This window comes from Streptomyces sp. NPDC048751 (genome assembly GCF_043198595.1).
Classification (GTDB): Bacteria; Actinomycetota; Actinomycetes; order Streptomycetales; family Streptomycetaceae; genus Streptomyces.
Genome location: NZ_JBICUX010000003.1, coordinates 134,274 through 148,035, shown reverse-complemented (window position 1 = coordinate 148,035; position 13,762 = coordinate 134,274). Strand labels below are relative to the sequence as shown.

Sequence of the window (13,762 nt, the reverse complement as noted above, 5' to 3'; positions counted from 1 at the left end):
TCCTCGGGGGCACCGTTGTCGTACGAACGTCAGCCCCGCCGCGCCTTCCGGCGGCGCAGCACCAGGAACCCACCCGCGGAGACCAGCGCGGCCGCGACCCCCGACAACAGCCCGACCGGGGCACCGTTGCCCGTCTCGGCCAAGTCACCACCGTCACCGCCACCACTCTGCGGCGACGGAGCAGGAGCCGCGGACGAGGACGCGGACGAGGCCGACGCCGACACGGACGCGGACACCGACGAACCCGGGCTCGCAGACGCCGACGGATCGCCCTTCCCACTCGGCGACGCACTCGGCGACACCGACGCCGACGGAGTGGAACCACCGCCCCCCTCGGAGTCCCCGCAGTCCGACCAGAACACCTTGTGCTTCGCGGCACCCTTCTCACCGTCGAAGTTCCAGAACAGCTTGTAGTGCCCGTCCGGCAACGACAGATCCGCCGTACGGCCATGACCCCCGCCGTCCAGCGTGATCGCACCGGCCTTCACCGTCTCACCCTGCACGACGGCGGTCGGCGCCCAGGCCTCGATGTGCCAGACGACCTGCTGACCACCGTCGAACCCGAAGGCGTCCAGATAGAACGCGCACACATGCGGATCGTTGCGACGCAGTTCCTCACCGGTCGACGCGTCATGAATCTTCACAGTGCCGTTGTCACCCGGAGGGGTGGCATGAGCGGAAGGGGCCGCGAACAAGGCGGCCCCGGCAACGGCGCACACGGCGCCGGCGCGAGGGAGGGTACGCATGGGCAGTCCATCTTCGAGTGAACCAACAGAAGATGTGGAGGGGGCGGCTCAGCATCCAGCCCCAGCCCTGACGAGGTCAATCACGAACGGACAACGCTCGGCCCCTCCACCGCCAAGGAAAACGGCCAAACCCCTCAGATCGTCACGAACGAAGCCGTCAACAACGCGACACCCACCCCCGCCAGCACCCATCCGGCCCGCACCCGCCCCAGCCCACCCGCGACCACCACCGACGCCAACAGCAGCGCACCACCCAGCGGAATCCACGCGAACAACACCCCCGCCGGCCCCGAACGCACCACGTCGTCCGACCCCGGCTTCACCACCACCGTGTACGTCCGCCCCTCGCGCACCGCCACCGACTTCTCCATGACGACCCGCTTCCGCGCCGACGCCCCCTGCGACATCGGCGTGAACGGCCCCGAACACGTGTCCTCACCACACCGCGTCACCTCGACCGTGCCGCTCTCCCGCCCCTTCGTCAGCATCACATGCTGAGCGGAACCCCACGAAGCCCAGACCCCCGCGATCAGGATCAACACGGCGACCGTCCCCATCGCCGCGAACCGCCCGAACCGCAACACGACAACAGAGGCCTGACGGGAGGAGAGAGCTGTGGCAGGCATGGCCGGGATCATTGGCCATACCCAGACGGCCAGTCAACTCCGCCCAGCACCCGACAAATCAGGAGTTGTACGTACCCTGCGCCCGCTCCAACCCCTCAATCACCAGGCACTCCACAGCATCCGCCGCCCGGTCCACGAAATAGTCCAACTCCTTGCGCTCCGCCGACGCGAAATCCTTCAACACGAAATCCGCGACCTGCATACGACCCGGCGGACGCCCGATCCCGAACCGCACCCGGTGATAGTCCGCACCCATCGCCTTCGACATCGACTTCAGCCCGTTGTGCCCGTTGTCACCGCCACCCAACTTCAACCGCAACATCCCGAAGTCGATGTCCAACTCGTCATGCACCGCCACAATGTGCGCCACAGGCACCTTGTAGAACTCCCGCAGCGCGTTCACCGGACCACCCGACAGGTTCATGAACGACATCGGCTTCGCCAGGATCACCCGACGGTTCGCCGGCCCCGGCGGACCGATCCGCCCCTCCACGACCTGCGCCTGCGCCTTCCCCGCCCGCTTGAACCGGCCCCCCACCCGCTCCGCCAGCAGATCGGCCACCATGAAGCCCACGTTGTGCCGGTTACCCGCGTACTCGGGCCCCGGATTGCCCAGCCCCACGATCAACCAGGGGGCATTGGCATCGGTCGTCACCTGCATGTCTCCTTGATACGCGCCGACCGCCGCCCCCGGGGAGGGAGCGGCGGCCGGCAAACGAAAGAAAGGGAGGAAGGAGCGAGGATCAGGCCTCGGCGACCTCTTCGCCCTCGGCACCCTCTTCGCCCTCGACGGCCTCCTCGGCCTGCGCGGCCAGCACCTGCAGGACCACAGTGTCGTCCTCGACGCCCAGCTTGACGCCGGACGGCAGGGCGATGTCCTTGGCGAGGATCGAGTCACCGGCGGCGAGACCCTCGATGGACACGGTCACCGACTCGGGGATGTGCGTGGCCTCGGCCTCGACCGGCAGCGCGTTCAGCACGTGCTCCAGCAGGTTGCCACCCGGCGCCAGCTCGCCCTCGGTGTGGACGTAGATCTCGACGTTGACCTTCTCGCCACGCTTGACCAGCAGCAGGTCCACGTGCTCCAGGAAGCCCTTGATCGGGTCACGCTGAACCGACTTCGGGATCGCCAGGTGGTTCTTGCCGTCGATGTCCAGCGCGATCAGGACGTTCGGCGTACGCAGCGCCAGCAGCAGCTCGTGACCCGGCAGGGTCAGGTGCAGCGGGGCCTCGCCGTGACCGTAAAGGACACCCGGAACCTTGTTGTCACGACGGACACGACGCGCGGCACCCTTGCCGAACTCGGTGCGCGTCTCGGCGGCGAGCTTCACCTCGGACATGTGGATCACTCCTCGTAGAACATAGGAACGGACGTGGTCACCCGGCCACGAACGGCCTGCTACGAAGAGCGCGTCGATAACGGACAGCCACCCCGAAGAACGGGTACGGCCTCCCTCGCCGAGCAACTGGAGCAGTCTACTCGGCCAGGGAGGCCGCAGAAAAATCGATCAAGCGGAAGCTCGTGGAACCTACTGCTCGTCGAACAGGCTCGTCACCGAACCGTCCTCGAACACCTCACGCACCGCACTCGCGATCGTCGGCGCGATCGACAGCACCTTGATCTTGTCCAGCTCCAGCTCACCCGGAGTCGGCAGCGTGTTCGTGAAGACGAACTCACTCACCTGCGAGTTCTTCAGACGATCGGCGGCGGGCCCCGACAGCACACCGTGCGTCGCCGTCACGATGACATCCTCCGCACCATGCGCGAACAGCGCGTCCGCCGCAGCACAGATCGTGCCACCCGTGTCGATCATGTCGTCGACGAGGACACAGACCCGACCCTCGACCTCACCCACGACCTCGTGGACGGTCACCTGGTTCGCCACGTCCTTGTCACGACGCTTGTGCACGATCGCCAGCGGCGCACCGAGCCGGTCGCACCAACGGTCCGCCACCCGCACACGACCCGCGTCCGGGGAGACCACCGTCAGCTTGTTCCGGTCGACCTTCCCACCCACGTAGTCCGCCAGCAACGGCAGCGCGAACAGATGGTCCACCGGACCGTCGAAGAAGCCCTGGATCTGGTCCGTGTGCAGATCCACGGTCAGGATGCGGTCCGCACCCGCCGTCTTCATCAGATCCGCGATCAGACGCGCCGAGATCGGTTCACGTCCACGGTGCTTCTTGTCCTGCCGCGCGTAACCGTAGAACGGCACGATGACGGTGATGGAGCGGGCCGACGCACGCTTCAGCGCGTCGATCATGATCAACTGCTCCATGATCCACTTGTTGATCGGAGCCGTGTGGCTCTGGATCAGGAAACAGTCCGCACCACGCGCCGACTCCTGATACCGCACATAGATCTCACCGTTCGCGAAGTCGAAGGCCTTCGTCGGGACGACCCCGACACCCAGCTGGTGGGCGACCTCCTCGGCAAGCTCGGGGTGGGCGCGGCCGGAGAAGAACATCAACTTCTTCTCGCCGGTCGTCTTGATCCCGGTCACAGCACTGTCTCCTCAGAGGTTTCTCAGCTGGCTGGCGAGCGACCACGGCTGGGCATGAGAGGTCGTCTCAGCTGGGGGGTGCGGGTGTGCACTTATCACGGTACGCCGTGTTTGAAGCACCGCTTTCCGGTCAGCTCCCGCTTTCCTCCTGGCGGGAGGCCGTCTCGGCCGCCTTCGCAGCCGCGCTGCCCGGACGCTTACGAGCCACCCAACCCTCGATATTCCGCTGCTGACCACGGGCCACAGCCAACGAACCGGGCGGTACGTCCTTCGTGATCACCGAGCCGGCGGCGGTGTAGGCACCGTCCCCGACCGTGACAGGCGCCACAAACATGTTGTCCGAACCGGTACGGCAGTGAGAGCCGACGGTCGTGTGGTGCTTGTCCTGCCCGTCGTAGTTCACGAAGACGCTCGCGGCACCGATGTTCGTGTACTCACCGATGGTCGCGTCACCCACGTAGGACAGGTGGGGAATCTTCGTGCCCTCCCCGATGGAGGCATTCTTGGTCTCCACATACGTCCCGATCTTTGACTTCAGCCCGAGGCGGCTACCGGGCCGGAGGTAGGCGTACGGCCCGACAGTCGCCTGAGGACCGATGTGCGCGGTGTCGGCGACCGTGTTGACCACCCGCGCGCCCGCGCCGACCTCCGTGTCCTTCAGCCGGCTGTTCGGGCCCACCTCGGCGCCCTCGCCCAGGTGGGTCGCGCCGAGGAGCTGCGTGCCCGGGTGGACGACGGCGTCCTGCTCGAAGGTGACGGTCACGTCGACCCAGGTGGTCGCGGGGTCGATGACCGTCACGCCCGCGAGCATCGCGTCGGTGAGTAGCCGGTCGTTCAGGATCCGGCGGGCCTCGGAGAGCTGCACCCGGTTGTTGATCCCGGCGATCTCGCGGTGATCGGCGGCCACGGAGGCGCCGACGCGGTGACCCGCCTCACGGAGGATGCCGAGGACGTCGGTGAGGTACTCCTCGCCCTGGCTGTTGTCCGTACGGACCTTCTTCAGGGCGTCGGCGAGCAGCTGCCCGTCGAACGCGAAGACACCCGAGTTGATCTCCCGAATCGCCCGCTGCGACTCCGTGGCGTCCTTGTGCTCGACGATCTCGGTGACGGCGCCGGAGGCCTCGTCGCGCACGATACGGCCGTAGCCGGTCGCGTCCGGGACCTCCGCCGTCAGCACGGTCACCGCGTTGCCGTCGGCCTCGTGCGTGCCGGCGAGCTGCTTCAGCGTCCCGCCGGTGAGGAGGGGGGTGTCGCCGCAGACGACCACCACAGTGCCGTCGAGGGTGCCGCCGAGCTCTTCGAGGCCCATGCGGACGGCGTGACCGGTGCCGTTCTGCTCCGCCTGGACAGCGGTGCGGACGTCGGGGTCGATGGTGGTGAGGTGCCCGGTGACCTTCTCGCGCGCGTGCCCGACCACGACGACGAGGTTCTGGGGGTCCAACTCTCGGGCGGCGGCCAGCACGTGGCCCACGAGGCTGCGGCCGCAGAGCTCGTGCAGGACCTTCGGTGTGGCCGACTTCATACGGGTGCCCTCACCCGCTGCGAGTACGACGACGGCTGCCGGGCGGATGGCGCTCACGGGGTTGCCCTTCGGCTGTGGAGGGGTGGGGGTTGTCATCCGCAGGATACCGGGGCGTTTCGTGGGGGACATGCGTAAGGGTCCTGACCTTGCTAGGTCAGGACCCGAACCGATATGGCTCCCCCGCCAGGACTCGAACCCGGACAGATGGCACCAAAAGCCACAGTGCTACCAATTACACCACAGGGGATTAAACTCGACCAAACCGGACATTTAGTCAGGTCGCCGAGTGGCGCCTCCTACTATGCCGTACCAGGTGCCCTCGATGCGACGGTACAGATCGGCTCCTTGGCGCACCTTGATGCCGAGGCATCCCCTATAGCTGTTTTCCTGTGTTCTTATGCACGGTTGCTGGGTTGTGCTTCTTGAGGATCGTCCTGCCGAGGGTGGACCGCTCGATGCCGACATGGGCGGCCCAGTAGCGTTCGGCGGCCTCGATGTCTGCGGTCTCGTGGATCATGACGCGGCAGTGCAGGCGGTCGCGCGTTACTCCCAGGAGGTCCAGCCAGGCGAGGAAGACCGTGATCATTCCGGAGTCGCTGTTGACGAACTCCACAGTCTCGCGGCGAGCGTGCGCCTTGTCCTTTGTCCCCTCGGCCCAGTACAGGCCGACGCCGACGAGAAACAACTCGCGGACGGAGAGTGTGCCGATCGAAGCGGCTGCCGCACGCTTGGTTTGCTCGCGCTCTCGGTCCTGGGAAGCGCGCAGCCGCGCTAGCCCCGCGTTCATGCGCGCCCGCTGCTCCTCCGGTGTGCACTTCGGCTCCGGGTGGGGCAGGTCCCGTACCCACAGGGAGACGGAGCTCTTGGAGCAGCCCAACTCGGCCTGGATCTGGTGGTACGTCCAGCCCTGCTGTCGCAGCTCCCGGGCCCTCTCGCGCAGGTCGTCCTTGGCTCGTGGGCGCTTTGTCCACTCCGGGGGAGGCTCGCCCTCTACGAGTCGCTGCAGGGTCTCCTTGTTGTGGACCTGAAGCTCCTCCTGGATCTGCCGAAGGCTGAGCCCCGCCCGCCGCAAGGCGACCGCTCGCTCCCGCAACCCCTCGAAGTCCGCGTACTTGCCGTTGGAATGTGCCATGTGCATACCGTGCGACCGGAATGACTGGTTCCGCCCTCGAACAGGCCTGGTTCAGCAGTTCGAGGGATAGCGGGGGGTTTCAGAGGCATTCCGTTACGGAGTGTGGTGTAGGCCAGTGGGGGAAACTCGCCGGAAAAGAGGGGGTCGGCGCCCGTAGGCTGGGAGGCATGACCACGACGGGGGAAGACCACGGGACGGCCTTGAGGGGGCCGTGGTGGTGGGACAGACGGCGTAGTGCGGTGTTCGACTCGAGTCTCGCGGTGGTGTCCGCGCTGGAGTGTGCGGGGGAGGGGATCCCGTTCGCGCGGGCCGCGGGGATTCCGTTGGCCGTGGGGGTGCTGTTCGGGTTGTCGGCCGGATCGGTTCTGCTGGTCCGGCGGCGGTGGCCGATCGCCGTGGTGCTGGTGGCCATCGCCATCACGCCTGCCCAGATGGGGTACCTGATGGGCATCGTCGGGCTGTACACGCTCGCCGCCGCCGAGATGCCGAGGCGGATCATCGCGTCGCTGGCGGGGATGTCGCTGGTGGGGACGTTGATCGTGACGTTCGTGCGGGTGCGGCAGGGGATGGACGCGGGGAGTCTGACGCTGGGCGACTGGTTCGTGCCGTTCGCGGCGATCACGACGTCGCTGGGGCTCACGGCGCCGCCGGTGTTGCTGGGGCTGTACGTGGGGGCGCGGCGCAGGCTGATGGAGAGCTTGCGGGAGCGGGCGGACAGTCTTGAGCGGGAGTTGCAGCTGCTGGCGGAGCGGGCCGAGGAGCGGGCGGAGTGGGCGCGTAACGAGGAGCGGACGCGGATCGCGCGGGAGATGCATGACGTGGTCGCGCATCGGGTGAGCCTGATGGTGGTGCATGCGGCGGCGTTGCAGGCGGTGGCGCGGAAGGATCCGGAGAAGGCGGTGAGGAATGCCGCGTTGGTGGGGGACATGGGGCGGCAGGCGTTGACGGAGTTGCGGGAGATGCTGGGGGTGTTGCGGAGCGGGGACGGGCCGCGGAAGCCGGCGTCGGTGCTGCCTGCGGCTGTGGCGGTGGCGGTGGTCTCTTCGCAGGTGGGTGGGGAGGAGGGGCCGTGTCTGTCGGAGTTGGAGGAGTTGGTGGGGCAGTCGGCGGCTGCGGGGATGGTGGTGGATCTGTCGGTGGAGGGGGATGTGCGGTCGTATGCGCGGGAGGTGGAGCAGACGGCGTATCGGGTGGTGCAGGAGGCGTTGACGAATGTGCACAAGCATGCGGCGGGGGCGAAGACGCATGTGCGGTTGGCGCATCGGGTGTCGGAGATCGCGATGCAGGTGGAGAACGAGCCGCCTCCGGAGTTGGCGTCGTCGGCGCGGTTGCCGTCGGGGGGCAACGGGTTGGTGGGGATGAAGGAGCGGGTGTTGGGGCTGGGGGGTGTGTTCGTGTCGGGGCCGACGGATGCGGGGGGTTTTCGGGTGTCGGCGGTGATTCCGGCGTCGTAGTGCCGAGGGGGCTTCCGGCCCCGGCCCGCTGTGTGTTCAGCCCGCGGTGAGGCGGGTCGGCTCTATGCCGGTGACGAGGCCGGTGAGGGCCTGGTCGATGTCGGGGCCGAGGTACCAGTCGCCGGTGTGGTCGAGGGCGTAGACGCGGCCTTCGGTGTCGATGGCGAGGAGGGAGTGGGTGTCGGTTTCGGCGCCGAGGGGGCTGACTTCGGTGTCGAGGGCGCGGCCGAGGTCGCCGAGGGTGCGGGCGAGGTGGAGGCCGTGGAGGGGGTCGAGGTGGAGGGTGGCGGGGGCGACTTGGCGGCCGGGTCCGGTGGGGGTGATGTGGAGTCCGCCGAATTCGGCCCAGGCTTCTACGGCGGCGGGGAAGACGGCGTGGCGGTGGCCGGCGGGTGAGGTGTGGTCGCGGAGGGTGTCGGCCCAGATTTCGGCCTGTTTGATGTCCCAGCGTCCGGGTTGCCAGCCGGCGTTCCGCAGGGCGGCGTCCACGGGGACGGGGAAGCGGGTGGTGGAGGTGCGGTCGGTGTGCATCTGCCCTTTGTTCGTGATGTGGTGCTGTGCGGCTCGGTGCGGGGTTTGTCGGGGATCAGTTGTCGGTGGTGGCGGGGTCGACGATGCGGACGCCGAAGTGGGCGCTGAGGGCGGTGCAGGCGCGGCATGGGGTGGCGAAGCTGCCGTGGAGGGGGTCGCCGTCCTCGCGGATGCGGCGGGCGGTGAGTTTGGCTTGTTTGAGGGCTTTGCGGGCTTCGCCGTTGGTCATGGGTCTGCGGATGGCGCGTTTGCTGCGGGCGGCGTCGGCGTTGGCGATGTGGCGTGAGATGAGGAGGGCCTCGGCGCAGCGGCCGGTGAAGCGGTCGCGTTGGGCGCTGGTGAGGGTGTCCAGGAAGTCCTGGACGAGGGGGTGGAGTGTGGGGGGTTGGTCGCCGCGGGCGGCGGTGCCGGTGAGGGTGGCGCCGCGGACGGAGAGGGCGGCGGCGACGGTGGGGAGTATGCCATCGCGGCGGTGGAGGAGCGTGGGGATGGTGGGGGTTTCGTTGCTGCTCCAGCCGATTCGGGGGTCGCCGGAGTGGCTGGTGTGCGGTCCCGTTTGCGTCGTGTTCATGATCGTCTTCCCCTCCCGAGCATCCCCCGGACGTCACAGGGTGCCAAATCGTGGGGCTGGTGCGGTAGCTGGGGCGGTGCGACACGCCCGTGTTTGGGCTGGCTGTCACGGCGGGGTGACGGCTGGTCACGGAAGCGGAGGGGGTGGGACCGGTGCCGGTGACCGGTGTCGTCGTACCGCATAGGCTGTCGGCACCGCGACAGGCGCGGTCAACGCGCGTCGGTGCCGTTGGAGACAGTCGAATACGGCCGTGGTGTGCCGGGACCGGAAGCGGTTGCCGGCGGCTGGGGTCGTACAGAGTGCCGCAGGGGGCAACCGCCATGACGACAGGTCGGCTCGGGCAGCAAGCCGCGCCGCCGAACGCGGCCTATGCCGGGCAGGTCGTGCACTTCCCGGATCCGGTCCGGGCCACTCGTCACCCGAGGGGGGTGCGGGTGGATGAGTACGGTTACCCCGATTTCTCGCCCTATGCGCGTGCGGCGGCGGAGATCGCTGATCCGCCGGAGGGTTTCGGGGTCGACGAGTTGCGGCTGACGGATTATGTGTCGGCGAATGCGGCGCTGGCGGCGTCGGGGCACGACTTGTGGGACACGGTGCCGGCGGTGGCGACGCCGCATGGTTGGACGTGGCATCACGTGGTGGGTTCGCGGCGGCTGGAGTTGGTTCCGGTCGAGGTGAAGGCGTTGTTGCGGCATCACGGTGGTGTGGCGACGGCGCAGGTCGACCAGGGCAAGCGGGGGACGCGTCCGTTGCAGGAGACGCGGCCGGTGCATGTCGGGTTGCCGAAGTCGGGTGTGGCGGTGACGGAGCAGCAGGTGCAGGGGGTCGAGGAGGATCTCGGGTACCGGTTGCCGGGGGCGTACCGGTCGTTCTTGAAGGCGGCGGGGGGTTGTGCGCCGGTGGGGGCGGCGTTGGACGCGGAGTTGGGGCTGCTGGTGGACCAGCCGTTCTTCACGGTGCGGGACGAGGCGGCGGTCAATGACCTGGTTTATGTGAACAAGTGTCTGCGTGACCATTTGACGAAGGATTACCTGGGTGTCGGTTTCGTCCAGGGTGGGTTGTTGGCCGTGAAGGTGAAGGGTGACCGGATCGGTTCGGTGTGGTTCTGTGCGTACGACGATGTGCGGGACGTGGATCCGGCGATGTCGCCGGCGGAGCGTACGGGGCGGTTGTTGCTGCCGTGCGGTGACGACTTCGATGTCTTCCTGTCCCGGCTCGCGGGCAATCCGCCGGAGTTGGAGACGGTGGCGAACCTGATGGTGGACGGTGGGTTCGCGCGTGCCGTTCCGGTTTCTTCCGTGGGGGAGTGAGCTCAGCGATGGTGACGTTCGCGCAGGCGCAGGAGCGCGCGGAAGAGTGGATCAACGGGGATGTTCCGGCGTATCAGCATCGTGAGGTGCGGGTGCGGGAGTTCGAACTCGGGTTCGTGGTGTGGGGTGAGGACCGTGCGGACGGGCCGCGTTCGGACGGGGGTGCGCAGCGGCTGGTGATCGCCCGGGACAGTGGGGAGGCCACGCTGTGGCCCGCGCTGCCGGTGGGTGAGGTGATCCGCCGGTACGAGGAGGAGTACGGCCGTCCGGACGGCCCGGCCGACGCGGCGCCGGCGCCTGCGGCTCGGGTGGACCTGAACCAGACGTCGTTCTTGTTGTCTCCGCCGGAGTGGTTGCAGGAGGCGGCGGACAAGCTGGGGATTCCGGATCGGCGGGGGGCCGCTGAGGAGGGCTCCTCGGGGGGTTCTTCTTCCGGGGCGGCCTCGGGTGCTGCGGGGGCGTTGCCTGAGACGCAGGCCGGGGTGCCTTTCGGCTCGCCGTCGCCGTCGGTCCCGTCCCCCTCTCCCTCGCCGTCTTCGTCCTCGGGCTCTTCGTCCGGTGCGGCTTCCGCGGCGCCGGGGAGTGGTGCTTCGTGGCCGGCCGCCGCGGGCACGGGGGAGGGCGAGGCCGGGGCGCGTGTGGACGGGCCGGGTGCGCCGAGTGCGCCTGCCGGGGCGACGCCCTGGGCTGGGACGGACACCAACGCCGACGCGGGGGAGGACCGCTCCGTACCGCTGCCTGCGACCGTGTTCGCGCCGCCCCTGTCCGACCTCGGCGACGACACGCCTCCGCCTGTCGCTGCGGACGCCAAGACGGCGCTGATGGCGGGCGGCAGCCAGCTGCCTCGGACGGCCGTGTCACCGGCGGTGGACGAGCAGGGCACGCCGGGGGCGGGCGGCCCGCCGTCGTCCGGGCCGGGTGCGCCGTCGTCCGGGCCGGGTGCTTCGTCGTACGGGTATCCGCAAGGGCCGGGCGGTCCTGGTGCGGCCGGCCAGGGTGGTCCGGGTGCTTCGGGCGGGGGTGCGCCGCCGTCCGGGCCGGGTGCTTCGTCGTACGGGTATCCGCAGGGGCCCGGGGCTCCGGCGGGGCCCGGTGCTCCGGCTCCGGGGGCGCCCTCGTACGGGTATCCGCAGGGGGCGCCTCAGGGGCCGGGTGGTCCGGGGGCGCCGGGGCGGCCGTTGGCGCCGAATGCCGGGGACATCGCCGATGCCGCGACCAGCAAGGCGGCGCCTCCGCGTCGTGGGCGGGGGGCGCCGCCGCCTCCGCCGGGTGCTCCCGGAACGCCCGGGGCGCGGCCGGTCGGTACGCCTCCGCCGCCCTCCGCGCCGGGGGCGCCGGGTGCTCCTGCCGGGGGGTATGTGCCTACGCAGTTCGTGTCGGCGCTCGGCCCCGACGGCCCCGAGGGCCAGGGCGGCCCGGGTGCGCCGGGTACGCCGGGTGGCCCCGGCACGCCCGCTCCGCCGCACGTCCCCGGTGCGCCGAACACTCCCGGGGGTACGCCTCCGGGTGGTGTCCACCATGCCGCCACGATGTTTGCCGATCCGGGTCAGATGGGTGGGGGCGCGCCGCCGCAGCCTCCGGGCGCGCCGCATGTGCCGGGTGCGCCTGGTGCTCCCGGTGCGCCGCACGCGCCTGGTGCCCCCGGTGCTCCGGGCACGCCTGGCGCCCCGGGTGTCCCTCAGCCTCCGGCCGCTCCGGGTGTGCCGCATGCCCCGCAGGCACCGGGGGCGCCCGGTGCCCCCAACCCGCCTGGTGCCCCCGGGGCACCTGGTGCTCCGGGCAGGCCCGGCGCCCCGCAGCCTCCGGGCGCCCCGGGTGCGCCCGGTGCCCCCGGCGCTCACGGCTCCGCGGGTGGCGCGCACGGTGCTGTTCACCACGCCGAGACCATGCTGGCCGCGCCCCCGGTGGGCGGCCCGGGCGCGCCCCCGCCCCCGCAGGCCCCCGGGAGGCCCGGAGCCCCGGGTGCTCCTGGTGTTCCGCCCGGCCCGCCGCCCGGTGCCCATGGCGCGCCCGGTGTTCCCGGTGCGCCACCCGCTCCTCCCGGCGCACCCGGCGCACACGGCGCACACGGAGCGCCCGGAGCGCCCGGAGCGCACGGAGCGCACGGGCCCGGTGTGCCGCCAGGCGCCCCCCAGCCCCCCATGCCCCCCGGTGCGGTTCCGCCGCCCGGGCAGCCTGGGCCCGGGGGGCCGCCGCCCGCGTACGGCTATCCGCAGCAGACCGGTCTGCCGACGGTCGGGCCGGGTTATCAGGCCGTGCTGCGCTACCGCGCGCAGGACGGTTCCGAGCAGCAGCTGATCCGGCGTTCCCAGCCGGGGACGCCGCATCCGGAGTGGCAGATCTACCACGAGCTGCGGGGCATGAACGTGCCGCCGGACCAGGTGCTGGAGCTGCACACGGAGCTGGAGTCGTGCGAGCTGCCGGGCGCGTACTGTGCGCGGATGATCCGGGAGCAGTGGCCGCAGGCGCGGATCACGAGCATCGCCCCGTACGGCACGGATCACGCGAGTCGGCAGCAGGGCATGCAGCAGTTGCTGGCCCACCAGGGTGAGCTGCACCAGGTGGCCGACGGTCCCGCGCGCCCCGCGCCGGTGCGTGCGCCGTTGCCGCCGGTGCAGCCGGTGCCGCCCATTCCGCCGGAGGGTGTCGCGCAGGAGCTGGCGGCGGCGTTCGGGCCGGGGGTGTTCCGGTTCGAGCAGGCCGCGGTGTCCCGTCAGGGGGTGCCGCCGATCGTGGCGCACACGCTGGTGGTCGCGGGGCTGCCTGGGGACATGGGCCCGTTCTTCTGGGCGCAGGCCCAGCCCAACCGGCCCGTGCCGACGCTGGCCGAGCTGGCGCAGGAGCGCGGGGTGCAGCCGGCCCCGGACGCGGGTTCGTACCTCGTGATGGGCACGGACTTCGGCAAGGCGATCTGCGTGCAGTACGGCACGGCGAACATCGTCGCCGTGCCCGTGGAGGCGGGGCCCGGCGGGGCGCCCGTACCGCCGCAGTTCGTGAACACGGGGCTGCCGGAGTTCGCGCGGTGTCTGGCGCTGCTCGGGCGGATGTGGCGGCTGCGGTTCGGGCTGAACCAGGAGCAGGCGGGCCGGTGGACCGTCGACTTCCAGGCCCAGTTGGCCTCGCTCGATCCGGCGGCGCTCGGTTCGCCGGAGAGCTGGTGGTCGGTGCTGCTGGAGCAGATGTGGGACGGGCTGCTCTGACGGCAGCTGTCGGGTGAGGGGCCGGGCCGGGTCGTGTGACCGGGGCCGGCCCCTTGTTCATGCGGTGTCTCGTTCATGCGGTGCTTCGCAGAGGCGTTCGTGGCTTATAAGCGGAGTGTCGCGTTATGGACACTTCCGTCTGATCCATCAAGATGTGCGCGAAATG

11 protein-coding genes, 1 tRNA gene and 1 pseudogene are annotated in these 13,762 nt (G+C 70.0%); 3 read left to right on the top strand and 10 right to left on the bottom strand.

Translation table 11 applies throughout. The features are described from left to right. Window positions 1-29: 29 nt before the first annotated feature. From ACGFNV_RS12260 to ACGFNV_RS12225, 8 genes and pseudogenes are all read right to left on the bottom strand, one after another. Window positions 30-746, bottom strand: coding sequence for an LPXTG cell wall anchor domain-containing protein (locus ACGFNV_RS12260; protein WP_393621695.1), 717 nt, complete (start codon window positions 744-746; stop codon window positions 30-32). Window positions 747-880: 134 nt separating this feature from the next. Next, the gene (locus ACGFNV_RS12255) at window positions 881-1,372 is read right to left on the bottom strand and encodes a hypothetical protein (RefSeq protein WP_393621694.1); all 492 of its coding nucleotides are present in this window, start codon (window positions 1,370-1,372) and stop codon (window positions 881-883) included. 58 nt (window positions 1,373-1,430) lie between these two features. Next, window positions 1,431-2,033, bottom strand: a complete 603-nt coding sequence (pth, locus tag ACGFNV_RS12250; protein WP_393621692.1) for an aminoacyl-tRNA hydrolase — start codon at window positions 2,031-2,033, stop codon at window positions 1,431-1,433. Between the two features lie 82 nt (window positions 2,034-2,115). Further along, window positions 2,116-2,712: a 50S ribosomal protein L25/general stress protein Ctc gene (locus ACGFNV_RS12245; RefSeq protein WP_393621690.1), complete on the bottom strand. Its 597-nt coding sequence runs from the start codon at window positions 2,710-2,712 to the stop codon at window positions 2,116-2,118. Window positions 2,713-2,901: 189 nt separating this feature from the next. Beyond that, window positions 2,902-3,876 carry a ribose-phosphate diphosphokinase gene (locus ACGFNV_RS12240; RefSeq protein ID WP_133928713.1) on the bottom strand — a complete coding sequence of 325 codons (975 nt, stop codon included), beginning with the start codon at window positions 3,874-3,876 and terminating at the stop codon, window positions 2,902-2,904. Between the two features lie 130 nt (window positions 3,877-4,006). Beyond that, entirely contained in the window at window positions 4,007-5,455 is a 1,449-nt protein-coding gene (gene glmU / locus ACGFNV_RS12235; RefSeq protein ID WP_393621688.1) for a bifunctional UDP-N-acetylglucosamine diphosphorylase/glucosamine-1-phosphate N-acetyltransferase GlmU, read from the bottom strand. Window positions 5,456-5,570: 115 nt separating this feature from the next. After that, window positions 5,571-5,645 (bottom strand) — tRNA-Gln (locus ACGFNV_RS12230). A 23-nt stretch (window positions 5,646-5,668) separates the two neighbouring features. After that, window positions 5,669-6,530: pseudogene (locus tag ACGFNV_RS12225) on the bottom strand (helix-turn-helix domain-containing protein). A 167-nt stretch (window positions 6,531-6,697) separates the two neighbouring features. Here ACGFNV_RS12225 and ACGFNV_RS12220 point away from each other — a divergent pair. Next, entirely contained in the window at window positions 6,698-7,984 is a 1,287-nt protein-coding gene (locus ACGFNV_RS12220) for a histidine kinase (protein ID WP_393621687.1), read from the top strand. Between the two features lie 36 nt (window positions 7,985-8,020). On the opposite strand, the gene ACGFNV_RS12215 is transcribed toward ACGFNV_RS12220, so the two are convergent. Together ACGFNV_RS12215 and ACGFNV_RS12210 are read right to left on the bottom strand one after the other, a co-directional pair. Then, the gene (locus tag ACGFNV_RS12215) at window positions 8,021-8,515 is read right to left on the bottom strand and encodes an SUKH-3 domain-containing protein (RefSeq protein WP_393621685.1); all 495 of its coding nucleotides are present in this window, start codon (window positions 8,513-8,515) and stop codon (window positions 8,021-8,023) included. A 55-nt stretch (window positions 8,516-8,570) separates the two neighbouring features. After that, entirely contained in the window at window positions 8,571-9,086 is a 516-nt protein-coding gene (locus ACGFNV_RS12210) for a YwqJ-related putative deaminase (RefSeq protein ID WP_393621683.1), read from the bottom strand. Window positions 9,087-9,406: 320 nt separating this feature from the next. Here ACGFNV_RS12210 and ACGFNV_RS12205 point away from each other — a divergent pair, with 320 nt between their 5' ends. Both ACGFNV_RS12205 and ACGFNV_RS12200 read left to right on the top strand, forming a co-directional pair. Further along, window positions 9,407-10,396: an SMI1/KNR4 family protein gene (locus tag ACGFNV_RS12205; protein ID WP_393621681.1), complete on the top strand. Its 990-nt coding sequence runs from the start codon at window positions 9,407-9,409 to the stop codon at window positions 10,394-10,396. Between the two features lie 8 nt (window positions 10,397-10,404). Continuing rightward, entirely contained in the window at window positions 10,405-13,596 is a 3,192-nt protein-coding gene (locus ACGFNV_RS12200) for an SUKH-4 family immunity protein (protein WP_393621679.1), read from the top strand. Window positions 13,597-13,762: the final 166 nt, after the last annotated feature.

Coding starts and splice junctions, on each gene's coding strand:
- ACGFNV_RS12260 (WP_393621695.1), bottom strand. CDS start 746: ATGCGTACCCTCCCTCGCGCCGGCGCCGTGTGCGCCGTTGCCGGGGCC.
- ACGFNV_RS12255 (WP_393621694.1), bottom strand. CDS start 1,372: ATGCCTGCCACAGCTCTCTCCTCCCGTCAGGCCTCTGTTGTCGTGTTG.
- pth (WP_393621692.1), bottom strand. CDS start 2,033: ATGCAGGTGACGACCGATGCCAATGCCCCCTGGTTGATCGTGGGGCTG.
- ACGFNV_RS12245 (WP_393621690.1), bottom strand. CDS start 2,712: ATGTCCGAGGTGAAGCTCGCCGCCGAGACGCGCACCGAGTTCGGCAAG.
- ACGFNV_RS12220 (WP_393621687.1), top strand. CDS start 6,698: ATGACCACGACGGGGGAAGACCACGGGACGGCCTTGAGGGGGCCGTGG.
- ACGFNV_RS12215 (WP_393621685.1), bottom strand. CDS start 8,515: ATGCACACCGACCGCACCTCCACCACCCGCTTCCCCGTCCCCGTGGAC.
- ACGFNV_RS12210 (WP_393621683.1), bottom strand. CDS start 9,086: ATGAACACGACGCAAACGGGACCGCACACCAGCCACTCCGGCGACCCC.
- ACGFNV_RS12205 (WP_393621681.1), top strand. CDS start 9,407: ATGACGACAGGTCGGCTCGGGCAGCAAGCCGCGCCGCCGAACGCGGCC.
- ACGFNV_RS12200 (WP_393621679.1), top strand. CDS start 10,405: ATGGTGACGTTCGCGCAGGCGCAGGAGCGCGCGGAAGAGTGGATCAAC.